The organism is Chryseobacterium sp. CT-SW4, from assembly GCF_048572715.1.
Taxonomy (GTDB): domain Bacteria; phylum Bacteroidota; class Bacteroidia; order Flavobacteriales; family Weeksellaceae; genus Chryseobacterium.
On sequence record NZ_CP183840.1, the window covers coordinates 501,370 to 525,898 of the forward strand.

The 24,529-nt window shown below is 33.0% G+C and carries 22 protein-coding genes; 14 read left to right on the top strand and 8 right to left on the bottom strand.

Annotated features, from left to right (window positions below):
• Positions 1-24: 24 nt before the first annotated feature.
• Entirely contained in the window at positions 25-264 is a 240-nt protein-coding gene (locus ABJ974_RS02215; RefSeq protein WP_002976354.1) for an acyl carrier protein, read from the bottom strand.
• Between the two features lie 418 nt (positions 265-682).
• Here ABJ974_RS02215 and ABJ974_RS02220 point away from each other — a divergent pair, with 418 nt between their 5' ends.
• The 5 genes from ABJ974_RS02220 (at position 683) to ABJ974_RS02240 (ending at position 4,932) form a co-directional block, all read left to right on the top strand.
• Positions 683-1,762, top strand: coding sequence for a baeRF3 domain-containing protein (locus ABJ974_RS02220; protein WP_419869764.1), 1,080 nt, complete (start codon positions 683-685; stop codon positions 1,760-1,762).
• Positions 1,763-1,835: 73 nt separating this feature from the next.
• Positions 1,836-2,585 (top strand): carbonic anhydrase family protein, encoded by a 750-nt coding sequence (locus tag ABJ974_RS02225; RefSeq protein ID WP_419869765.1) that lies wholly within the window; start codon positions 1,836-1,838, stop codon positions 2,583-2,585.
• A 119-nt stretch (positions 2,586-2,704) separates the two neighbouring features.
• Complete coding sequence (locus ABJ974_RS02230) at positions 2,705-3,286, top strand: Crp/Fnr family transcriptional regulator (RefSeq protein WP_419869766.1); 582 nt, start codon at positions 2,705-2,707, stop codon at positions 3,284-3,286.
• A gap of 56 nt (positions 3,287-3,342) precedes the next feature.
• Positions 3,343-4,170: a sterol desaturase family protein gene (locus tag ABJ974_RS02235; RefSeq protein WP_419869767.1), complete on the top strand. Its 828-nt coding sequence runs from the start codon at positions 3,343-3,345 to the stop codon at positions 4,168-4,170.
• A gap of 201 nt (positions 4,171-4,371) precedes the next feature.
• Positions 4,372-4,932 carry an NADPH-dependent FMN reductase gene (locus ABJ974_RS02240; RefSeq protein ID WP_419869768.1) on the top strand — a complete coding sequence of 187 codons (561 nt, stop codon included), beginning with the start codon at positions 4,372-4,374 and terminating at the stop codon, positions 4,930-4,932.
• Between the two features lie 57 nt (positions 4,933-4,989).
• Here ABJ974_RS02240 and ABJ974_RS02245 read toward each other — a convergent pair whose 3' ends face one another.
• The gene (locus ABJ974_RS02245; protein ID WP_419869769.1) at positions 4,990-5,778 is read right to left on the bottom strand and encodes an MBL fold metallo-hydrolase; all 789 of its coding nucleotides are present in this window, start codon (positions 5,776-5,778) and stop codon (positions 4,990-4,992) included.
• A 131-nt stretch (positions 5,779-5,909) separates the two neighbouring features.
• Here ABJ974_RS02245 and ABJ974_RS02250 point away from each other — a divergent pair, with 131 nt between their 5' ends.
• Positions 5,910-6,767, top strand: a complete 858-nt coding sequence (locus ABJ974_RS02250) for a helix-turn-helix domain-containing protein (protein ID WP_419869770.1) — start codon at positions 5,910-5,912, stop codon at positions 6,765-6,767.
• A gap of 44 nt (positions 6,768-6,811) precedes the next feature.
• Here the strand turns inward: ABJ974_RS02250 and ABJ974_RS02255 are convergent, their stop codons facing one another.
• Genes ABJ974_RS02255 through ABJ974_RS02265 form a run of 3 tightly spaced genes read right to left on the bottom strand, consistent with a single transcriptional unit; the run spans position 6,812 to position 11,564 of the window.
• Complete coding sequence (locus ABJ974_RS02255; protein ID WP_419869771.1) at positions 6,812-8,287, bottom strand: RCC1 domain-containing protein; 1,476 nt, start codon at positions 8,285-8,287, stop codon at positions 6,812-6,814.
• A gap of 19 nt (positions 8,288-8,306) precedes the next feature.
• Positions 8,307-9,956 carry an RCC1 domain-containing protein gene (locus ABJ974_RS02260; protein WP_419869772.1) on the bottom strand — a complete coding sequence of 550 codons (1,650 nt, stop codon included), beginning with the start codon at positions 9,954-9,956 and terminating at the stop codon, positions 8,307-8,309.
• 6 nt (positions 9,957-9,962) lie between these two features.
• Positions 9,963-11,564 carry an RCC1 domain-containing protein gene (locus ABJ974_RS02265; protein WP_419869773.1) on the bottom strand — a complete coding sequence of 534 codons (1,602 nt, stop codon included), beginning with the start codon at positions 11,562-11,564 and terminating at the stop codon, positions 9,963-9,965.
• 653 nt (positions 11,565-12,217) lie between these two features.
• Here ABJ974_RS02265 and ABJ974_RS02270 point away from each other — a divergent pair.
• From ABJ974_RS02270 to ABJ974_RS02305, 8 genes are all read left to right on the top strand, one after another.
• Entirely contained in the window at positions 12,218-13,510 is a 1,293-nt protein-coding gene (locus tag ABJ974_RS02270) for a phage integrase SAM-like domain-containing protein (RefSeq protein WP_419869774.1), read from the top strand.
• A 7-nt stretch (positions 13,511-13,517) separates the two neighbouring features.
• On the top strand, positions 13,518-15,008 hold the full coding sequence (locus ABJ974_RS02275; RefSeq protein WP_419869775.1) for a hypothetical protein: 1,491 nt from the start codon (positions 13,518-13,520) through the stop codon (positions 15,006-15,008).
• Positions 15,009-15,137: 129 nt separating this feature from the next.
• Positions 15,138-15,413: a helix-turn-helix domain-containing protein gene (locus tag ABJ974_RS02280; protein WP_419869776.1), complete on the top strand. Its 276-nt coding sequence runs from the start codon at positions 15,138-15,140 to the stop codon at positions 15,411-15,413.
• Between the two features lie 332 nt (positions 15,414-15,745).
• The gene (locus ABJ974_RS02285) at positions 15,746-17,113 is read left to right on the top strand and encodes a BT4734/BF3469 family protein (protein ID WP_419869777.1); all 1,368 of its coding nucleotides are present in this window, start codon (positions 15,746-15,748) and stop codon (positions 17,111-17,113) included.
• A 124-nt stretch (positions 17,114-17,237) separates the two neighbouring features.
• A complete protein-coding gene (locus tag ABJ974_RS02290) occupies positions 17,238-18,458 on the top strand; it encodes a DNA cytosine methyltransferase (protein ID WP_419869778.1) in 1,221 nt (406 codons plus the stop codon).
• Positions 18,451-20,952: an ATP-binding protein gene (locus ABJ974_RS02295; protein ID WP_419869779.1), complete on the top strand. Its 2,502-nt coding sequence runs from the start codon at positions 18,451-18,453 to the stop codon at positions 20,950-20,952. The genes ABJ974_RS02290 and ABJ974_RS02295 overlap by 8 nt, the downstream gene beginning before the upstream one ends.
• A 1-nt stretch (position 20,953) precedes the next feature.
• The gene (locus tag ABJ974_RS02300) at positions 20,954-21,676 is read left to right on the top strand and encodes a hypothetical protein (RefSeq protein WP_419869780.1); all 723 of its coding nucleotides are present in this window, start codon (positions 20,954-20,956) and stop codon (positions 21,674-21,676) included.
• A complete protein-coding gene (locus ABJ974_RS02305) occupies positions 21,669-22,319 on the top strand; it encodes a hypothetical protein (RefSeq protein WP_419869781.1) in 651 nt (216 codons plus the stop codon). The genes ABJ974_RS02300 and ABJ974_RS02305 overlap by 8 nt, the downstream gene beginning before the upstream one ends.
• Before the next feature lie 52 nt (positions 22,320-22,371).
• Here the strand turns inward: ABJ974_RS02305 and ABJ974_RS02310 are convergent, their stop codons facing one another.
• The 3 genes from ABJ974_RS02310 to ABJ974_RS02320 are packed head-to-tail and all read right to left on the bottom strand — an operon-like array spanning position 22,372 to position 24,529.
• Complete coding sequence (locus ABJ974_RS02310; RefSeq protein WP_419869782.1) at positions 22,372-22,830, bottom strand: hypothetical protein; 459 nt, start codon at positions 22,828-22,830, stop codon at positions 22,372-22,374.
• A complete protein-coding gene (locus ABJ974_RS02315) occupies positions 22,830-23,348 on the bottom strand; it encodes a hypothetical protein (RefSeq protein WP_419869783.1) in 519 nt (172 codons plus the stop codon). The genes ABJ974_RS02310 and ABJ974_RS02315 overlap by 1 nt, the downstream gene beginning before the upstream one ends.
• Positions 23,345-24,529, bottom strand: coding sequence for a JAB-like toxin 1 domain-containing protein (locus ABJ974_RS02320; protein WP_419869784.1), 1,185 nt, complete (start codon positions 24,527-24,529; stop codon positions 23,345-23,347). Before ABJ974_RS02320 ends, ABJ974_RS02315 begins: the two co-directional genes overlap by 4 nt.

Here is a 24,529-nt window from a genome sequence, read left to right on the forward strand (position 1 = left end):
TAATTTCTTTTTTGTTGAAGAATATTATTTATTTACTACTTCTTCTATATAAGCGATAGCGTGTCCTACAGTAGTAATTTTTTCAGCCTGATCATCAGGGATTTGAATGTTGAATTCTTTTTCAAATTCCATGATAAGCTCCACTGTATCTAGTGAGTCTGCTCCTAAATCATTAGTGAAGCTAGCTTCAGGAGTTACTTCAGTTTCTTCAACGTCAAGCTTATCAGCAATGATAGCTTTTACTCTTGATGCAATGTCTGACATAGTAAATTATTTTTTTAATTGTTAGATGGTGCAAATATATAAAATTCTTTACGATAAAACATTTTTTTACTCTTTTTTGTAGACACCTGCTTCTTATTTTGGGACATGAAGATTTAGTGTTTTAATTTTCAGCTATTTAGGATTTATTTAGTTTAAAGTGTGAAATTTATCATGTTAAATTGAATGTGAATTGTATAGAATTTGCATTTTTATGTTAAAATAAGAAAATATAAGGGTTTAAATAATATTATTAAAGTATAATTTTAATTCTCTTTATTGAAAGGATTATTGGTTATATGAATAAAAAGTTTATAATTAATTAATCTATTTTATGGAATTATTAATTGTGATTTGAGGATTAAATTGTATTTTTAATTATTGTTTTACTATATAGATGAAAAAATAAAATTTTATAATTATGGCAATACGAAATCAATTGGAAAAACTGGCTACAGAAAGAAACACTCCGTGTGTAACCATCTCTTTAAATACCCATCGTACCCATCCGGATAATCTTCAGGACGAAATTGTACTAAAAAATCTCTTAAAAGAAGCGGAGGACAGGGTGATTAATGAGTTTGGTAAACGTGATGTGGCTTCCCTGTTAGAGAAAATTCAGCATGTAACTTCCGAAATTGATGTGAATCATAACCTGGATAGCCTGCATATTTTTCTCTCTAATGATACGGAGGAAATTGTTAAATCTACATGGGAAACGAGTAATAGCGGTGTTCATATTTCTGAAAGCTTTGCCGTAAGGTCATTAATTAAAGATGTTAACAGAAGCGAAAGTTATCTTATTATGCTTTTGTCCCAAAGTGGAGTTCATCTTTATGAAGCAGTTAACGATGGGATTGTAGCAGAAATAAAAAATGACGATTTTCCATTTTCCCAAACCAGGCATTATAATACATTCCCTGACAAAGGAAGTGATCCGAAACATTTGGATGATCTGTTGAGAGAATATTTTAATAAAGTGGATAAAGCCTTAGTTAAGGTAAGTAATGAAACAGGCTTACAGTGTCTGGTAATCTGTACCGAGGATAATTATTCCCACCTGCAGCATGTGGCAGATAAGCCTTCCATATATATAGGGTATGCTGCGGTAGATTACAATAAAGTGGCTCCTCATCAGATTGTACTGCAGGCATGGGAGATTGTTAAAGAAAAGCAGTCTCAGCACAGAGCTAAGCTTATTGATGAAATGAAAGAAGCGGTAGCTCAGGGAAAAGTGCTTACGGACTTACAGGAGATTTATCAGGCTTCCATAGACGGTCGCGGTGATCTGCTAATTGTTCACCAGGATTTTTCTCAACCGGTTTTAATGACGGGGGAGAGGACTTTTGATCTTATTGAAGATGTAACGGTTCCGAATGCGATAGATGATATTACCAGTACCATCGCTTGGGAAGTGTTGTCTAAAAACGGGAATGTTGTGTTTACCGCGCAGGATGAAATAAAAGACTTAGGAAAAATTGTTTTGAAAACCAGATATTAATAATAGGATAAGCTTTAGTGTAAAAGCTGAAGCTTATTTTCTTTTCCCTATCAAACAGCTAAAAAATATCATTATGCAAAATAACGCTTATAACATCGGGATGCTTGTGGGTATCCTGTTAATGTTGGTTTCGTGCCAGAAAACTCAAGACCAAGAAAACTCCAATTCCATTACCCTGGATAAAAGTGAAATTATTGATGAGTACTTTCTGACGCAGGAACTTCAGTCGAAATTAACACCTGACACGGTTTATTCTATTTTAAAGGAACGTAATAATGAATATGTAGATGATAATCTTACCATCCGAAATACTTCTGAAAGAATACGTAAGGCCTCTATTGGACAGTATCCCGCTGCGGTTGTGCTTTCCTGTCTGGATTCCAGGGTGCCGGTAGAAGATGTTTTTCATTCGGGAATAGGAGATCTGTTTGTGGCCAGGGTAGCAGGAAATGTAAGTAATGAAGATATTTTGGGAAGCCTGGAATATGCGTGTAAAGTTTCAGGAGCGAAAGTAGTGGTGGTTTTAGGACATGAGCATTGCGGAGCGATAAAATCAGCTATTGATAATGTTGAGCTGGGGAATATTACAGGTTTGCTTGCTAAGATAAAACCGGCTATTGCAGCAACGACGTATAAAGGAGACAGGACTTCCAAAAACCATGAATATGTGGAAGCAGTTACCCATTCTAATATTTTACATACTATTGATGAGATCCGTAAAAACAGTCCTATTCTGAAAGAGATGGAGGATAAAAAGGAAATTAAAATAGTAGGAGGGGAATATCATATGGAAACCGGAAAGGTAGATTTTATATCTGAGTAAGAAAGGGCTTATCAGAAGGTCTTAATCGATCTTATTTAAAAATATTATTATAAATAAGTAAAGGGTAAATTGCAGAATGGAAATAAAAGGACTACTTTTATAGATGTTAATTTTTCCTTATGGAGACAGTTTTTGCACATATATTAAAAGATATTGAAGGGCTTACTTTAGAGGATATCTCAGGGTTATCCGAGCATATGAAGTTGCGTACCGTGAAAGTGGGCGAAAACTATATTGAAGAAGGAGATTTTGATTCCAAGTTCTTTTATATAAAAAAAGGTTTGATCCGGATTTTCTGCCTTTTTGAAAACGGAGAGGAGAAAACGGTTCTGTTCCGTTGGGAAAACAGCTTCATGGGAAATTATGACGGAATTATATTTAAAAAACCTTCCCGCTTTTTCTACCAGGCTATGGAAGAGGTAGAGATTTTGGAAATGGATTATTCCGTATTGGAATCCCATCTTAATAAAAGCCTTAATCTCAGTAATATCCGGGGAAATGTAATGCTGGGGATGATCGGAGATCTTTTACTCAGAAACGAGAACTTCATCCTTTTAAGTCCTGAAGAACGCTATAAGAGAAGATTAGAAGAAAATGAAGCGATCCTTAACCGGGTGCCTTCCAAATATTTGGCTTCCCTGCTGGGAGTAACCCCCGTATCTTTAAGTAGAATAAAAAAAAGAATTTTCAAAGGAAATTAACTTTTGTTATTTCTAAAGTGCCGAAAGCTTAATAATTTTGAAATAAAATATTTAATATGGAAATAATTTCAAAAATATTAGAGCTCACGCTGAGTGGTATAGCAAGATATTTGGTGATTACAATTCCTGTATTTGCTGTTTTTTATATAATTCTAAGAAAATATTTTAAAAATTTAAAAATACAGGAGAGAGAAGCTAAAAGAAAAGATTTTATTCGTGAGATCGGAAACTCTTTAGTATCTTCCTTAGTAATGGCTGTGGTGGCCGCATTGACAATATTTACCCCTTTAATTCAGTATACCCAATTTTACACCGGAGATGAATATCCGTTTTGGTGGTCGTTTGTAGCTGCGTTTATTGCATTGGTTGTTCATGATACTTATTTTTATTGGATGCACAGGATCGTGCATCACCGTAGGATTTTTAAGCATGTTCATCTCACACACCATAAGTCTACCAATCCTTCTCCTTTTGCTTCCTATTCATTTCATGCATTTGAAGCGATTGCAGAAGCGTTAATTCTGCCTATTGTATTATTTATTATTCCTATGAATCCATGGTCGGTATTCCTGTTTATTCTAGGCGGTTTTATTATTAACGTATACGGACATCTCGGTTTTGAGATCATGCCTAAATGGTTCAGACATAGCTTTCTGTTCGAAGTGCTTAATACTTCTACACACCATAATATGCACCATTCGAAATTTAAAGGGAACTATGGTCTTTATTTAAGAGTGTGGGACAGAATGATGGGAACGGAACATCCTGATTATGTGAAAACATATGATAAGATACAAGCTAAAAGATTCGGGAAAGACAAAGACAAATCGATCAGTATTCCTCTTAACCCATTGAAAGGCAAAATTGAAAAAAAACTTTTATAATTAACATTGATAAAATGCTTTCTCCGGAAAGCATTTTTTTATTAAATCAGCTTTCTGCTAAAAAATAAGTCCGTTTTCCGGTGTAAAAATACCAATGGATGAAGGTAAAATACATAAGTTTTCCTTTGAAAATTAAGTAAATTTGGGAGAAAGGGTTTATTGAAGACTCATAGGACCCAAAAACACTAAAATATTAAAATTATGAATAAAGTAATAGGAATAATAGCAGGAAGCTTACGTAAAGAATCTTTTTCTAAAAAAATAGCCAAAACGCTGGTGCCAATGGCCCCGGAAGGTTTTGAATTTAAAATAATATCCATTGACGACCTTCCTGTTTATAATCAGGATTTTGATGATCATAACCAGGTTCCTGAATCTTACGTGAAATTCAGGGAGGCGGTAAAAGCGATAGACGGAATTATATTTGTGACACCTGAGCACAACAGATCTGTACCTGCAGCTTTAAAAAATGCATTGGATATTGGATCAAGACCTATGGGAAAAAGTGTATGGAATGGAAAACCAGGTGCTGTTTTCAGTAATTCCCCCGGGAACTTATCTGCATTTGGGGCCAATCATCACTTAAGACAAAGTCTGGTATTTTTAAATATTCCTGCCATGCAGCAGCCGGAAGTTTATATTCCTCATATTAATGAAGCATTTGATAAAGAAGGAAATATGAAAAACCAGGATACCAAAGATTTCCTGAAGAAGGCTGTAGAAGCTTATATAGAATGGTTTAAAAATAACAGTCCATCTTAATTTTAAATGTATAGAAGATAATAAAAGGACCCTGATATAGGCCCTTTTATTTTTTACTTAGAAATTGATTGTATCACCATCTTCAGGGATAATTACTTTTGATGATATTCCCTTTTCATTTACGTATTCTTTCAGTTCTTTACGGGAAAGTGTGCAGTGATTCAGTGCTTCCATATGAATGGCTATAATAGTGGATTTTGGAGAAATCTGAGCGACTTTCAGAACATCTTCCTTCCCGAAAATTATTCCGCCAAATCCGTTTACTTGGGCAAAACCGGTGTTTAATACTACAATGTCTGGCTGAAATTCTTTTAAATAATCTTCAATGGCATCCGTCCAGATGGAATCTCCGGCGAAGTACACTGATTTTTCACCTTCCTGATTAAAAAATAAACCCGAGGATTTTCCTAGCATGGCTCCGACCTGCGGGTTTTTATATGCTTCATCCGAACCATGCTGACAGGCGGTCTTTACCCATTTTACATCGTCAAACAGCGTTATCTCATTCATAGCGGTAACGTCTTTAAATCCTGTACTTTCAATAGCTTTTTGATCTTCCGCATTCTGAGCAAATATTTTTTTTGCCTTTGGAATCATCCGGATGGCCGCTTCATCCCAATGATCAGGATGGAGATGGGTGACTATCACAGCATCTGCATCAAGAAGACTTTCAGGGCTTACCGGTAATTCTGTCAGAGGATTTTGTAAATGAGAATTTGGGGTACCTTCAAATCCTGGATAAGCCCCTTTAGGGGCTAACATCGGATCTATTAAAAAATTTTTACCGGCATAATTAAAAACAACGGTTGCATTTCTTATCAGTTGTATACTTGTTTTTAGTGACATATCGTAAGCTTTTTTTATAGTGTAAAATTAAAATGAAGTGTCATTTCATATTCTACCAAATTATAGCTTTGTTATACCATTTTGATAACCGGACGTTATGTTTTAGATCAAAAGTTTTGTAATTTTAAAGGATGAAAACAATTAAGTTCCATAAGAGTGAATGTGGAGTAGAGGTTCTGCTGAACGTGCTAAGTGGAGAAAATATCAAGAAAAATTATCTGGATACTGAGATGTACAGTACGGATTATTTTGAAATAGTATTTTTGAAAAAAGCAGCAGGAACTTTATTGCTGAATCAGCAGAAAGTTGATATCAGGGATAATTCAATTGTGTTTATTTCCCCTTTTCAGAAGAGGCAGTGGAATTTAGACCAGGAACTGGATTTTACCGTATTGGTTTTTCAGGAAGATTTTTTAAACGAATTTTTTGCAGACAAACTTTTTACTTATCGATTACTATATTTCTATCAGTTGGAACATCCTTTAAGAATTTCCGTGGATGATGAAGGGATGAGAGCCTGGTGTAAGATTTTAACGGAAATAAAAGAAGAGTTGGTGAATGTGAAACCGGATAGCGCCCATATTATCCGCTCCCTGCTGTATTATCTCCTGCAGTCTGTTAACCGTAAATATGCTCAGGAAAATAACCTTTCATTAGAGGGTACAGCAAGTACGTATGCTTTTCACTTTAAAATGCTTCTGGAGAACAACATTCTGCAAAAACAAAAAGTAGAGGAATATGCGGAAATGCTGGGAATAAGCAGGATAAGCCTGAATAAAGCGGTGAAGTCGCAGTATAATATCACTGCTTCGGATCTTATAAAGCGGAGATTGGTGTTTGAAATACAGAACAGGCTTATTTATTCAGGGAAAACGGTAAGCCAGATCGCTCATGATCTGAATTTCTCGGAGCCTAATCATCTCATGCGTTTTTTTAAAACCCAGACGGGGAAGACCACTACTGAATTCATAAGAGAATATATTAAATGATAAAATTAAAGAGGCACCTGAAGGTGCCTCTTTAATTTAAATTTTTATTTGGTAATTACACTCGGTACACGGCGCTGAACTGTAATAGCTCCCAGCTGTCTGTAATTGATAGCTCCCATACCATAGGCTACATAACTGACGGTTGTGTTTGATGTATTTTCTCCTGTTGTAAGAATGGTGTGTTGTCTACCTACAGACCCTCCGGTAAATACGGTTCCATTGTAAACTCCAGTGGTAGTCATGGCTACCAGGCCATTGGTAACATCAGTAGTATTTCCGATTCCCAATTGTCCCTGGCTATTTTCACCGGTTACATAGACTCCTTTATTCGTGAACACAAATAAGTTTCCATAACCATAATCAAAACGCTGGGTGGCTACTGCTATGATCTCATCCGTGGCCTGATCAAATCCAGGTACAGAGATCTCCGTAGGAGTAGTGAGGTTGGTTCCGCTGTTACCTATGGAATTTCCTGATCCCCATCTGTAAACATGCTTTCCATCTGCAGAAACTGCTGTTCCGTTATTCCAGCCCATAGAGACTTGTTTGGCAGCAACTCCTCCCGGAAGTGAAATCAGCGTAGGGGTCGTTGCATTAGCAGTACCTCCAGTACCCAAACGTCCAAGAGTACCTAATCCCCAAACATAAATCTTTCCATCGGAAGTTAAAGCTGCTGCTGTATATTGAGAAGCGGAGATGTCAGCTACGGTTTCGGCGATACTTACCTCTGTAAAGGCAGTGGCGGCAGCTCCTGTTCCGGGTCCCGCAGCACTCGTACCTGTGGCACCTCCTACACCATATACTTTTCCATCCTCAGTCAGGACATAAGAGTTCTGACCTCCTGCCTGTACTTTTATAGCTCTGCCGAACGTTTCAGAAGTACCGAAACCAGCTACTTTTGAAGGTAATCCGGTATCTCCGGTGTTTATTCCTAATCCTGTTCTGTAAACATTATTATCACCCCATGCCCAGACTTCTCCTGTAACAGTAGCTGCTATAGAATGGATTTGTCCTGCCGAAGCGTCTGCCAGCGGAGAAGCAAAGTTTAATAAGAATGAACCTGTATTCCCACTGGTACGTCCTAATCCTGTTCTACCATCGGAATTATCTCCTGCTACATATAAAGCATTATCATCCTGCCCGATCATAAGGGTATGCTGATATCCTGCCGAAGCTTTCTTTACTTTAAATTCCGTTCCTACACTTAAAATGCTGGATACTGAATTTCTGACTCCCGAATCATCCAAAAGACAGTCTGACCATTGAGCTGCTTTTTTAAACTTGGTACATTTCTCTGCCAGATCATACACAAAAGTAGCTTCTACTGCTGTACTGTCATTAGGAGTTACTACATCTGCTGCATTGTCAACCTTAGGAAGAACAACTCCCATGGTATTACTTTCCACATGCAGAACTCCTTTAGGAGTCAGTGTTCCTATTCCCACCTGTCCGAAGAACCATGTCCCTATTAAAAGAAAAGGAAGGGTATATAATTTTCTTCTTGATATATTGTATTTCATTTTGATCGCTTTGTAATTATTATTTTTTCAATGTCGTAAAGACTCTACGATTAGCAGTAGTTCCCAGCTGGCGGTAGTTGTTATATCCACTACCATATCCAAGGTTACTCGTTGCAGGGTTTTCCGTACTTTGTCCTGTGGAGATCAGTGCATGAGTAAATCCTATAGACGCTCCTGCAGGAGGTGTTCCTGAAAACAATGCATGAGATTGAATTTCTTTGAATGTTGCATTCTGTTCTCCGATAGCCGCACCTGTATCATCGGTTACTATCCCCAGTTTTCCTGAGTTGGTTCCTGTGCTGGTATTTCTACCTATGGCGTATACCGTCTTGTCTGTTACCACTAATACTGACGATCCGAGATAAGGCCCGTTTCTATGTCTTGCAGCAGCTACTGATAGAATATTTTCATCTGCATCCAAAGGAAGCTCTGTGGCGGTTACTAAAGTAGGGGTGTTTCGTGCAGTAGTTCCCAATGCTCTGCTTCCCCATACATACGTCGTATTATCCGAAGCTACGGCAATACCGTTTCCTATTCCTATCGCCAGTTTAGTAAATGTCTTACCCGATGCATCTAATACAGGAACAAGAGTTGGGGTTAAAGTAGTTCCGGAGCTGGTTCCTAATCCGGTCCGATAGGCTTCATTGGATCCCCATGTGTATATTTTACCATCCTGGGTTATTACTCCTGCACCTCGCGGAGCTAAAGAGATCTCTGTAACCACCTGGCTGTCCAGGGCTGTGATCTGGGTAGGGCTGCTTAGTACTGTACCACTTGTTAAACCATTGGCATTAAGACCATACGTATTTCTTCCACAAGTATATACTTTACCACTTGCTGTTAAAATTAAAGTATTACGATAACCTGCTTCTACTCTGATTACACTTTCATTATTAGGAATCGTTACTTTTTTTGGAGTCGTGGTATATCCTGAGGTAGCTCCCTGACATGTCTGTCCATTGGTATTATATCCCCATGTATATAAATCTCCATTCTCCAATACGGCAGCTCCATGCTGATATCCTGCAGAAACATCTACGGCAGGCTGTCCTAGAATGTTAGTCCAGGGAGTGTTCCCTGTTCTTCCCTGTCCGGTTCTGTATCCTGAACCGCTCCCTGCAGTATAAACTGCTCCGTCTTCAGCACCGATAGCTACTGAGAAATAATATCCTGCTGCTACTTTTTTAACTTTGAAATCCTGACCTCCGTAAAGGTTATAATTAACTTCATCTTCCACAGACTGCTTATCCATAAGACAACCCGTCCAATCTCCAAGTGTGGAAGACTTCTTATATCTTACACATCCTAAACTCTGATCATATACGATAGTTCCCTCAGGAGCTTCATCTACCGGAGCCCTTATTGCCTGTGAAGTGGTTACCCCATCATCATCAGTTTCTGTGATGGTTATAGTCTGGAAAGGATTATCAAAGGTAGTTACAGAAGGAACAACCACTAGATTGGATTCATCACCTGCAGCATTGATGGTCGTATAAATACTGTCCACATCTACTTTTTCTACAATAGGTAAAACCAATCCCATTGTGTTTTTCCCATTTTTCTGGTTGATGTCTAATTGTCCCTGTGGAGTGTCTGTTCCAATTCCAAACTGTCCATATACCGGCGAAATTGCAAGTATAAATAAGAAGGTGTATATTATTTTTTTCATCTTAATTTATTTTTTAATTAGCATGGGAATAGGAAGTGAAGTAAATCCAGTACTTACCGCTCCTAGCTGGTTATAGTTTACACTACCTGTACCATATCCGTAACCGCCGCTGTTATCCGTAGAATTAATAGTTTGTACCATCAAAGAGTGATTGACTCCTATTGAGGCCTGTTGGAATAATGTTCCTTCATAAATCGCTTTATCATACATAGGGACAAAACCTGACAGGCTCTCTCCTGAAGTAGTATTGGATCCCGGGGAATATTTTACTGCGGTAGTTCCTGTAAAGAATCCCAAACCGAGACGCTGAGGAGAGGTATTACTTCCTGATGCATAGATATTTTTGTTTGTAATCACAATACAGGATCCTGTATTAGCTGCTGTTGTATCAAACCGTGATACTGCAACCGAGACAATTTCTTCATCTGCTGCCAGTCCGGCTCCGCTATTAATAGAAGAAGTAACATCTACGGGTGAAGCTGAGAACGTAGTGGATTCGGTTCCATACGCTCTGGTTGCTCCCCATGCATATAATTTCTTTCCGTCAGCAGTTACTGCTAAGCCATGATTACTTCCCATTGCTACCTGTTTAAAAGTTTCCCCTGCTAAGATCTGAGTGGGCGTAATATATCCTGAAGAAGCTCCGGTTCCTAATCTTCCCTGAGTCTGGTTTCCCCAAACATATATTTCTCCGGAGGTGGTTAACCCTGCAGCAGAATATCTTGACAATGAAATGTCTGCCATGGTATAAGCAGATAAATTAGCTATTTCGGTGGGAACCTGAAGGGAATTGGCTGCCGAAGTAGAATTAATTCCATTTCCCATGGTACCTTCGGATGAAGCTCCCATTCCGTATACTTTACCTGCATCTGTCAGGATAAGTGAGTTTAAATATCCCCCTTCTACTCTTACAGCTTTCAACGTTGCAGGCCAACCTTTGACTTTCATGGGGAAAACTTTATCTCCCGTATTACCATGTCCGGTGCGGTAATTAGCTCCTTCCCCCCAAGACCAGAGTTCTCCATTGGTTCTGGCTGCTAGACCGTGAAGATCACCTGCTCCTATGTCCACTACAGTTTTAGCCAGGATTAAAGAATAAGTGGCAGTGGTTCCTGATGTATTTCCTACTCCGGTTTTTCCCACTGAATTTTGTCCTGATGCATATACTGCATTATCGTCAAGGTTTAATACGATAGAGAAATCATTTCCTGCTACCGCTTTTTTCACTCTTACGTTGAGTCCTCCATATACATCATAATCAAACAGAGTTGAAATGGATGAGTTATCAACTAAACAATCCTGCCAGCTGTTATCACTATTTTTTACTCTTACACACTTACTTTGTGCATCATAAACTAAAGTTCCTTCTATAGCAGTGCCTCCTGAAGGAGTCAATGCGTTCGGAAGACCGCTTCCGTCCGATAAGGTGTCTATTTTAGGTAATACCATTCCGACATTTCTTACAAGACTGTCATTCACTGTACCATCTGCCGGGAACTGTCCTTTAAGGTGTAGAGCACCTTTAATAGGTTGTTCACCAATTCCAACCTGTCCGAAGACAAATAGGCTAACCAGAATTAATGAAAATGCATAAATCTTTTTCTTCATTACTTATTTATTTTAGAATGTTAATTATTAGGAATTTTTTAAATATTTATCGCTAATTTAACATATTTTTTTAATATTCTGGGGAATGTGATTTAATTTTTATGTTAAGTTTAGTATATACGAAACAAGTACTAACGGGCATACATGATAGTTTAATTACTTTTTTAATGATAAATCCAGTTTTCAATGAAAAAATATTATGCTTATGGATTTGATAATATGATTGTTAGCATTTTTATTGTGTTTTTGTTAATTTATTTTCGTTAAATGTTAAAATTGGATGTTTAATAATGTGGAAAATAGATTACCTGATAAAAATCACAAATGGATGGGGATAGTTTTATCGTAAAAGAAAGGATATAAATGTTAATAACCGTACAGGAAAGTAATGATTATATATAATGTGAATTTGTAATGAAGATTAATGGGAGGTTTAAGGTATTAAAAATAAAATAACCACTGAAAATCAGTGGTTATTGTGGAGTTGGAGGGACTATCTTTTTAAATCTGTTAAAATCTTGATTAATGTATAAATGCTTTGTACAAAGGCTTTTTAAGATTGTTTAATTAATTTAAATTTATTGAAATTAAACTATATTTGAATTTTTTGGGTACAACTTTGGGTACAACTTTAAATTTTAATCATTTTAATTATGGCATCAGTAAGTTTTTTTATTAGAGGAAAAGTAGCGGATAAAGAAAGTACAATTTGGGCAAAGTTTAGAGATAAGGATATTGATATACGTGTTCCTGTTCCGTATTTGAGCTGTAAACCAAAAGAATGGAAAGAGGGAAGGTGTAAAATGCCGTCTAAAAAAATGCATAAAGATGATACCGAAACTATAAACACTCGTCTTTCACAATTAGAAGCTAATATTATTTCAAGTTACATAAATGATATTCCTGAAGTAGATTTAAAAGAATGGCTGAAATCAATTATAGAACCTACAACTTTAAAACCTGAAGATAGTAATTATTCAGATGATGTGATTACTTTTATTGATACTTATATTTCTTTAAAAAAAGATAGTGTTACGGAATCGACTATTAAGAAAGCTAATGTTGTTAAGCAATTAATGATAAGATATATAGCGGATAGAAAAATGAGAAAGAAAACATTTAGAGGATTAAAGTTTAAAGATTTAGATAATTCTTTTAGAATTGATTTTGAAGATTATTGTAATAAGGAGAGTTATAAGATTTCAACTACATATCGCAATCTTAAATTCTTAAAAATGATTTGTAAAGTTGCAGGTTCTTTTGATATTGAAGTTCATAAGCATGCGGAATTATGGAAATTTGAAGTTGAAAAAGCGACAAAGCATATCCCAAAATCAATTTACTTAACTTTTGATGAGTTGGATAAAATAGAGCATAAAGAAATGCCATATGATTATTTAGATAACGCAAGAGATTGGCTACTTATCTCCTGTTATACAGGGCAACGTGTGAGTGATTATATGAGGTTTAATTCTTCTATGATTGTGGAGGATAGTGAGGGACAGAAATACATTGAATTTACACAGCAAAAGACTAATGCTAAGATGCAAATTCCTTTATTAAAAAAAGTCCAAGATATTTTAGCAAAACGAAACGGAGAATTTCCCCGAAAAATATCAGATGTAAACCTAAATCTTTATATCAAAGAAGTATGTGAGATTGCTGAAATAGATGAGATTGTATATAACGGTAGAACAGAGACAATAACTAAAGATGGGAAGAATATTACTCGTAAAGTTTTTGGTAATTTTCCGAAACATAAACTTATTACATCTCATATAGGTAGAAAAAGTTTTGCTTCTAACTTTTATGAGAAAATTCCTACTACTTATTTGCTTAATTTTACAGGACACACTACGGAAAAACAATTATTGGCTTACATTAATAAAACGGAAGTTGAAAAAGCAAAATCAACAGCAAAGATTTTTAATAGCTTAGGATATTAATATATAAATGATTCAAATAGATACTAAGAGAGGAATTGCATTAGACTTTATTGTTTATGTAATAGCTATGGAAGACCCTGTGTCATATCATGGCATACATGAATTTTTTTTACAAAATTTTGAAGTTGAAAAGCCTACACATATACCTGAAATAAGAGATATAATAGCTAAGCTAGACGTTATACAACCAGACTTAGGCATTGATATTAAAAATATAATTATCTCCCAAACAATAAATGACTTATTGTCTCTTTACCCGAAGGAGCTGTCACCTCAAAAAATAGAAAGTTCAGAAGAATTAATAACAGATTATTTCGAGTATATAAGCCGTTTTTTTAATATAAATGCAGTAGTTGTTAATGACGGATTAGTCGATTTTTCTAATATTGGGTCTATTGATGAAATATATAATGATGAAGAGATTAATAATATAGTAAGTGTAATTAAAACTATAATTATTATTACAACCAATATAGTACAGCAACTTCAAAAGCATAAATCTGAAAGTTTACCCATTAATGAAAACGAAATTAATTCTGCTGTCATATCAGAACACTTTCAAAATTATTTACTTCTTAAAATTATATCTCCAAATATTTATATAAGTTATTATGCTTCGCTTATATTTTCTTTACAAAAAAGAGCCTCAAACTTTTTAAGTCGTTTTATAAGAGAAGTTAATGGGCTATCAGAATCAATTCTTATCAATAAATATTCTAGTCGTGAAAAATATCTGGATTATCAAATAAATGAAAATGAAAAATTACTCTTTCAGCATTCATTTCAAACTCCACAACTTGATGGTTCTTTTTTTACTTATGCCGAATCTTCTATAATCTCTTTACAGTCATCTTTTATCTCTTTAGAAGAATCTCTAAAAAACTACCTTAACATATTAAGCGCATCAGAACTATTACGATTTGCAGACCTTACAGCAGTCAATTTATATCAGTATTTAGAATTAAATGCAGAACATTCTCTTTACGGAATGAAGCTAAAATATCTGAATTTACAGAGATATGGAGAAAAAGTGTATTCACAGGAAAACAAGTTCCTTGAGAATGAATTAGATGTTTTTATGAAAGAAAAATCCGCTTTTGTTGACTATCTACAATCAAAATCCTTTGATAGCGATACTGTAAAAATTATTTTAAATGCACTTTCAGAAAATAAATATAGTAGTAACGGTATTAAAGGAGTAGAATTCAAAAATGATATTTATTTCTTTAGGTTTTGTTATTTCTTCTATATTTTTGATTACTTCTCTGAGGTCGAAGGAAAGAAATTTGATACTATTGCTTCCTTTGAAAAAATTACTAAATTCAATACAGATAATAAAAGAGAGGCAAAACAACAATATCTTAAAAATTTTATTGACATTGATAATACACAAGGTAAACACTATCCTTTCACTTTTAAAACTACTGATGCTTTTCTTACAGAAATTGAATATTCATTAGGAATTAATAGGGAAAAACTAAAACCGATTCTAGGATAAAAAATAATTAAAATTTTTATAACTGATAGTCAGATAGTTGTATTGTTTTGTCTAAAAAATATTTTCCCTATTTTTTCCCTGTTTTCCCTATCTGAACCTTTGCATCATAATCTTAAACAAATAAAAATTATGACAAATTCAGCAATTCAATTGATGCAAATAGATATAGAATCTTTTGGTCAGTTTATTCAAAAGTTAGTTAGAGAAGAATTAGAAAAAATTATTCCTGTACAATCAGCGGAAAAAGAGTTTTATACTCGTGAAGAAACAGCAAAACTTTTAAATGTAAGTTTGACAACTTTGTTTCATTGGAATAATGACGGTACATTGAAAAACACCAAAATAGGCAACCGAGTGTATTACTCAAAAGAAGAAGTGTTTTCAAAATTGAAACAGGTTTCTTAAACTTCGGGAAATTCTTACTATCCCAATTATTTCTTAATAATTTACCACACTTTTATGTTTAATCAAAGCACAGTCGAGCATTGTGTGGGTATCTCTTGTGCCAAATTTAAAGTAACAATTATCATGTCAAATACAATCCAATTATTTAATAAAAACTAGAATATTTATTATCATTATCAAGATTTAACAACTATTTGGGAGCTGCAATCTTACCTATCAATATAAACATCCGAAAAATCAACTAAAGCATTTTCAATAACAAAATCCTCAGGCATCGCAAAAATAGCTGTGTACGTTCCTTGTTATGCCTTTTTAAAACAACATTATTTATTATGATTAACAAAATATCGCATTGTACCAATCGTACTATTACAGGTTCATTCCAAAACATCGGAGAAGTTGTGGAATTTATCAAATCTCCTCCAACTGAACATATTGAATTGGTGCAGAATGCTCGAACTTTAGAACGAGGCTCTGAGGAGTATAAAACAATAAAAATCCATAAACTTTCTGCAATAACTATAAATTTTAACTTTTCAGGTCAAATCAAAGGAGAAAATCTAGTTGAATCAACAGGCTATCTGTATATTGATGTTGATAACATGACTGAGCTGGATTTAGAAATCAATACTGCCTATGTGTGTGCCTATTGGAGAAGTTTATCCAATATTGGATTGACTTTAGTAGTAAAAGTAGACGGTTTGACACCTGCTAACTTCAAGATTGCCACTCAGGAGATTGCAAAGGTGTTGGATATACCTTTTGATAAACGGGCAGTATCAATTGACAGGCTTACTGTATTATCCCATGACCCGAATGCTTACTATAATGATAATGTAGAGGTTTTTCCTGTTGCAGAAATGATACCTGTGGAACTTGCGCACGCTAGTTCGGCAGAAAAAAGTACCCAATATAGTACTATTATAAAAACTAATTCAATAGGGTATGATTATATTGGGTATAAATTGAGATTTAATAATTTAGATGAGTTACTGCAACACTATGATATTGTTTTTGACGAAAATGGTTTGTATGATTTTGGTAAGGAGAATAAACTTAAATATTCATTAATATATGTTCCATTCAGAAAAATTGTTGAAGGAGAAAGAGAGAATATCCTAAAAAGCATAGCATATCAGTTAATTGCTCTCAACAAAACAGCAAACAAAGATTTGATACTAAAATATCTGTATGCAATTAATTACAGCAAAATGAGTCCGCCTCTTGAAAACAGTGAAATTGAAACAACAGTAGCAAAGATTTATCAAAACTTAAATGATGCTGAACCTATTCCAAATGCTGAAAGGAGATTTTTATATGATAATTCTAAGAACCTAACAGCCACAGACAAAAGAAGATTAAGCATAAGGCAGATTCATCAGGACAGAAAAAACAAAACTCAATCAGACCTTCTGGAAGTAATGAAAAACTGGGATTTTGATTTATATGGAAAAATGACGATAAAAAAGTTAGCAAAAGTAGCTATAAAAGACCCAAAGACGGTTCAGACTTATTATGCCAAATTGAAAACAGAGATTTTACAAGACCTGAATGAAGAACAAGTACAAATGGCGGTAACTAAAAAAAGATTATTTCAAAAATTTATCAAAATGAACCCTTTATTGAAAGGCTTAAATGAATTAATGAAAATGCAATTACAAACCAATGTCAAAATTGGTTATACTCGGAATATGACTTAAAATGTAAATAAATGTTGGTTTTATTGTTTTTAATTCCGTATCTAGTGATTAATTATTATATTAGTTAGTGTTCTAGGATTAATTTATCTTTGTAGCATTATTTATTTTTACTTATTTTGTATATATGGGCAAACTGAAATATATAGACTTATTTTCTGGCTGTGGTGGTCTATCATTAGGATTACATCAAGCAGGATGGGATGGAGTTTTTGCTATTGAAAAAAATAAAGATGCTTTCAAAACACTACACTACAATTTAATAAAAAATAAAAAACATTTTAATTGGCCAGAGTGGTTGCCTGTTAAGGAACATGATGTAAATTCAATAATTGAGACTTATTCAGATGAATTAGTAAAGCTAAGAGGAACAATTAATTTAATTGCAGGGGGACCTCCTTGTCAAGGTTTTTCTATGGCTGGTAGAAGAGATGAATCGGATGAGAGAAATAATTTAATAAATTCATATATAAAATTCGTAGAATTAGTTAAACCTGATTTGATTTTTTTTGAAAACGTAAAAGGATTTACTATTGAATTTAAAAAGAATCAAGAAAAAGGTATTGCTTATTCCAAATTAGTTTTAAATAGTTTAGATAATCTAGGATATTATGTTCAAGGCAAGCTTATTAATTTTGCTGAATTTGGAGTGCCACAAAAACGGACAAGATTTATTTTAATAGGAGTGAAAAAAGAATTAAAAAAATCATCTCAAGAATTTGTAAATAACTTTTTTTCTGAATTAGAAAACAATAAATTTAGCTTTTTAAAATCAAAAAAAATTAATTTAAAAAATTCTGTAGAGGATGCAATTTCTGACTTACTTCAAATAAATGGACAAATAGAATGTCCCGATTCTCCTGGATTTAAATCGTCCCCTTACATAGAAGCAATATCTAAATATCAAAAATATCTTCGGAAGTACAACAAATTTGTAATTCCTAATAGTCATAGATTTGCAAAGCATCAGAAAACTACAATATCAAAATTTAAAAATATTTTAGAATTAACAGAAAATAGGCGTAATTATGATATTTCTAATGATATTAGATTACACTATAATATTAAAAAGCATACTATAATTCCTCTATCTAAGGACGACAGAAGCCCTACAATTACAACTCTTCCAGATGATTATATTCATTATTGTGAACCTCGAATATTAACTGTAAGAGAGTATGCTAGACTGCAATCATTTCCAGATTGGTATACATTTCAAGGTAAATATACTACGGGAGGTAAACTACGTAAATATGAAGTGCCTAGATATTCCCAAATTGGAAATGCTATTCCTCCATTGTTTGCTGAACAAGCTGGTGAAATTTTAAAATTAATGTTACATGGATAAGGGATTACTTAGATTTGACATTAAAACGGGTATGAAAAATATCATTGGTAGAGATTTAATTACTGATGACTTTATTGCCATTTACGAGTTAGTAAAAAATTCGTATGATGCATATGCTGATTATGTTAAGATTACATTTGGTAATAATGAAATAATTATTGCAGATAATGGTAAGGGCATGTCTAAAGATGATTTGGAGAATAAATGGTTTGCTGTTGCATATTCTGCTAAAAAGGATGGGACTGAAGATGATGATATTAAACGAAACTCTCATTTAAGTAATTTGAAATCAAGAAGGTTTTATGCAGGAGCTAAAGGGGTAGGTAGATTTTCTTGTGATAGATTAGGGAATAGGCTAGAGCTAATAACATCTAAAATTAATGCAAACAATACGTATAAATTAAATATAGATTGGGAAGAATTTGATAAAGATTCTAAGGAAAGTTTTAATTCGATACAAATTCCTTTTGAAGAGATTAAAAGTAATGCTGATTTTCCTCAAAAATCTAAACATGGAACTATTTTAAGAATAAAAAATTTAAATTCAAAATGGGATGAGGAAAAGCTAGTGGAATTAAGACGTTCACTAGAGAAGCTAATTAACCCCTTTTCAAAAGAAAATGATTTCTCAATTGAAATTGAGGCAAAAGAAATTTTGACTAAAAAATATTCTAAAGTAAATGGGGTAATAGATAATACTATTCTTAAAATATTAGATTTAAAAACTACGCAGATAGAATTAAAACTAAAAAATAGTTTAATTTCTACAAAAATTTTAGATAGAGGGAATTTAATCTATCATATTGAAGAACCCAATGAATATAAATCTGTCATTGATGACTTAGAAATTAATTTATATTTTCTAAACAGAAGCGCAAAAATAAATTTTAGTAAATTAATGGATATTGAACCCGTTAATTATGGGAATATATTTCTATTTAAAAATGGATTCCGAGTACAACCCTATGGTAATATTGGTGATGACAGTTGGAGACTCGACAATAGAAAGCAACAAGGGTATAATAGATTTTTAGGAACTCGTGATTTATTTGGAAAAGTAGATATAATTACTGAAAGGTTTGACGAATTTAAAGAAGTGTCTAGTCGTGACGGAGGCTTAGTTGAATCACTAGGAAAAAAAATGCTTTTTGAAATTTTTTACGATAAGGCATTTAAGAGATTAGAAAGATATGTTGTCGGAGTTCTTTGGGGAGAAGCATTTAGTAGAAAGAACTATTTTCTTGATTCAAATACTGCAGTAAAGTTTCGTCAAGAACTAGTGAACGATAAAGATAAAGATACCTATGAAGATGCTGTTGGAAATTTAGGGAGTAAAATCGACTTTGTAAATCTAATTAAAAGCTTAAGTGATGACACTGATATAAAAATAATTGATTATAATAAAGATTTTGTCAATCTAGTTAATGAAAAGTTGGATATAGTTCAACCTAAATTTATCTTAGATTTAGAAAAAATTGCTGAAAAAACTAATGATGAAAAATTATTGAATCAAGTTAAATTAACAGAAGCAAACGTTAATAAAATCATTCGGGAAAAAGAAGAAGCTCAAAAAAGAGAAGAAGAAGAAAGAAAAAGAAGGATTGAAGCTGAAAAAAAAGCAGAAGAAGAGAGGAAAAAACGTGAGAATGCTGAAAGGAAACAACAAGAAGAGGAGCTAAAAAGAAAAAATGCTGAATTGGCTGCTGAAAAAAAGGAAAAAGAAAGAGCTTTAGCAGAACTTGCAAAAATAAAGGCAGAACAAAAAGTTAAGGAAAAGGAAACTGAGAATATAGATTTATCAGATAAGCTTAGCATTGAAACTAAAAAAAATCAATATTTAAACGCTACTAGAAAAACTTTGAGTGATGATGCAGAACAATTGGTTCATACAATTGATTTATATGTAGGTAATGCCTCAACGTATGTTACTGAACTTCTTGATTATGATTTAGGAAAAGAAGCTCAGCTAAAAACTTATGCGATAAAAAACAATGTTGATAAAGCTCTCAAGGTTTCTAGTAATATTATTAAGTCCAATTTCGATTATAAGCATACAAAACAAAGAGTAAATCTTCCTGTTTATATAAATGAATATTTAATGGATATGTATCCTCTTACTCAAAAAAAGATAACGGTACTAATCCAAAATGTATTTGATAAATATCTACTTTTAAATCCAATTGATATAGATATAATTTTAGATAATTTAATATCAAACTCTATAAAAGCAAAAGCAAAAAATGTTCTTATAGAATTTGAAAAATCAGAAGAAAAGTTAGTAATATTCTTTTTTGATGATGGTCAAGGTGTCCCAGAAAAATTAGTAAAAAATCCCGAATCAATATTTCAATTAGGTGTTAGAGAATCAACGGAAAAAGGTTCTGGTATTGGTATGTATGATGTTTTTAATCGTGTTGCGAATTCAAATGGAAAAATAGAATTCATAGGTAATAACCAAAAGCTCAAAGGGGCTGCTTTTAAAATTATTATTTAATATGGCTTCAAGTAATAAAATTCCATTGAACTACATTGTTTTTGATGATGAATCCGACGAATTACAACAGAACAAATCAAATGTCAGCGTTGCTGGGGTTGATTGTAATTTGATTTTTATTAATCCAACCGATTTTTTAGATGTTGCAACTAATAATTTCAAAATTACAGAATTTGAGAGCATGATTGATGAAAAAACAAGAGGATTACAAATTAATCTAATTGCATCAGATTGGAATATGTTGCCAAAAACAGATAATTACAATGAAATCAATGCACTTGAAATAATTAAAATATTGGTTAATAAACATGAAAAGTTTAAAAAGATACAATATTTAGTATATTCAGGAAAGTCAAAGGAAGTTAGTGAGGTATTGATTGGAGAAATTAAAAATGAAATAGAAAAAAATCCACAAGACCCAATAAATTCAAAACAACTCTTAAGTATGTTGTTGGAAATGAAACTTAAATTTTGTACAAGAGCAGAAAGATTTAATGAAATTAATACTTTAATATATAATAACAAAACAATTTCATTAATCGTATTAAATACACTATCAAGTTTTGATAGTAATACTTTTCATAATACAGGAAATGATTTTTTTGACGGAAAAAAAATAGGAGAATTAATAGATTTAATTTCAGAGAATAATAATCTCGGATTAAAATTTATTAGAGAGTTCATTGAAATGTCAATTGCAAATTATACAGAATTAAATGGATGACTTTTATATAATTCATGCCTTAGATGAAACAACATCCTTTTTAGAAGTTTTTAAAGCTGAATTTCCTCAAAATTATCATGTATTTCTTCCAACTGAAACTTCTAAAGATGAAATATTAGAGTTGTTAAAATCGATACCTGAAAATAGCTTGATACTATTTCTTGGGCATGGTCACTCAACAGGTTTATATGGTCCAGAAGGCATTGATTTTCCGCAGAATATTTTTATTGATTCAGAATTTGGGAATATCTTATTTAAAGAAAAAAAAGTAATTCTACTTAGCTGTAATTCAAATCAATTTGTTACGAGATTGAATACTCATAAAGAAATTTTAGGATTTGGAAATATTTTGAGTTCGATGGAACAATTAAGAAATGAAGTTGAAAATGGAGCTAGAGATAATTATGGAACTCTTACTAAAGAAGATATTGATTTTTTTAATGCCATTTATTGTACTGCAATTATTAAAGCTATTAAAGAAACTCATCTTAAAAGGATTAATACTTTAAAAAATATAGCAAAAATAATTGAGTTCTTTATTAACAAGGAACTCAATTATTTATTAAAAAATAAACAAATAACAAAAGAGTTTGCAATTCTATTATTTAGCTTTCGAAATGAAATGGTTTTTAGAGCAAACTAGTTTTTAAAATCTAAAGATAAAAAGACCCACCACCCCTATTGCTGTAGTGTCTCTATTTCCTTACGTTCCCTCTTATAGAATCTATTAATACTAGTTCCTTTCCTTTGATTTTGTATATATACTCTGGATACATTGCATCATTTATTACAAAGTCCTTTACAACAAACTTATCTAAATCTCTTTGAATATATTTCTTTACAAGATTTTTTCCAATTCTGCTATTATCTATAATGTAGGTAGCTTTTAAAGTTTTATCTTTATAGATACCATAGGGATTCTTCTCTTCAAGATTAACTCCAATAGGACTTAGAGTAACAGATAGAGTGCTATCCTGATAAAAATAAACTTCATAAACATACATTGAATTCTCAGGAGCTTCTTTAAAAGGATTTTTTTTCTGGTAATCTATTATAACATTATATAAATCATCGTTTAAATCTGTATTGTTTTTTTTCTTTCTGCATGATGTTAAAGAGAAAAAAATAAAAACTAAAAAGATTGCTGTTCTCATTATTTCAAATCCGTTGGTGGAGGTGGAGGAAGATATTCGTATTCAGCCATGGGTTTAAAATATTTCATCAAATTTCCTTCCTCAATCAATTTTAGATGGTTTAAGTCTATAATTTTATAAACCATCCCTTTTTGATAATCGTTTCCATCATAGTAAGGTGGCTTTAAATCATTATTAATACTTTTCAACTTATTTTTTTTATTGATTATGTCAAATTCTGCCTTGTATGGTTTAGTAATTATAATTTTATTGTTTTTATAATTAAAATATCCTAGTTTTTGCACTGAATAGGTTGGACGAAGTATATTTTCACTTTCTGAAGACATGATAATCAAAGTATCATATCTGTTAAAAACATAAAAAACATTGTCAGTTTTAGAAATGTCCTTATGTATTCCATCTACGCTCTGCGTAATTGTATTGTAAATTTCGTCAGAGACAAAATGTTCATTATTACTTTTCTTTTTACAGCAAAACAAGCATATAAATAATAAACATAATATTATTAACTTTTTCATTTTAAAGATTTTAAATTGATTGATGAGCCAACCTGTACTTTAGAGTTATTGTGCCAATAATACTTCCATAAGGTGTTTTTTCCACCATTAGGAGCATGGAAAAGGTAATGTCCAGGATAATTAGTACTTCCTGTTCTTTTATAATATATTCTGTCACCATCTCTTGCTACACCATAATCTCCGTCTGTTTGTCCATTTACTGGAGAAGGTCCATTTACATTTTTATGTGAATGAATTTCAAATAATAGTTTTGACATAGATTGGTTTTGAAAATTAGGAGGTGTCAGTCCTTCGTCATGTCCAGTAAGTACAGTATAAGAAACTCCTTTTCCTACTTTATAAGCCTCTAATCCCCATTCAACATTAGAGTTTTTTGCAGCAAATGTAAAAACATTAGCAGCATCTTTTGCATCGGTAGTTCTTCCAAAATTAATTCCTTTTGGAAAAGTAGAGTCCCGTAATCCATAATCAGTAGCTAAACTACTGATAATACTTCCATCAGTGGGTTTAGCTTTATCTACTACGACGGGTGCTGTATTTGTCACATTTCCTTTTTTGTCAGTAGCAAATAGTCTATCATCATTTCTTTTCTCACTTCCATCATTTGGGTCAACTCTGGTAACTGTACCATCCTGTAAAAGTTTAAAATCAGTAAAAACCTGTCTCCCATCAGGGTCAATATTACTTATAGGATTATTTAGTACCATATTGTAAGGAGACCAGCTCGAATACTCCTCACTTAAAGGGTCAGGTGAAAACCATCTCCCTGCTGTATCCAAATATGGTTGTGCATCTGGGTCACTCAAATCTATTTCCCTGAACTCTGTAATCTCTTTGGTTTTCTTATTGTACTTTACGGAGCCAATATTAACTACAGCATCCATATCATGAAATTCTAGGTATTTTCCTTTACTTAATGTAGCAATCTTAGGATAATAGCCACGGTCTTTAAAAGGATTCCCAATAGCAATATTTTTTCTTCTTCTTTCAGCTTCTTCAGGAGTAATGGAATCTCTGGTTTTCAAAACCTCATCCATATAAGGTCTGTTTCTTTCTTCTTTAGTAAGTTTAACAGGATTTACCCATTCCTTTTTTGTCTTTAATTGAGTTTTCTTGACCTGAGCCTGCGTAATTCCAGTGAGAAGAACAAAACCAGTCAGTACAATTCTTTTCATAGTCAT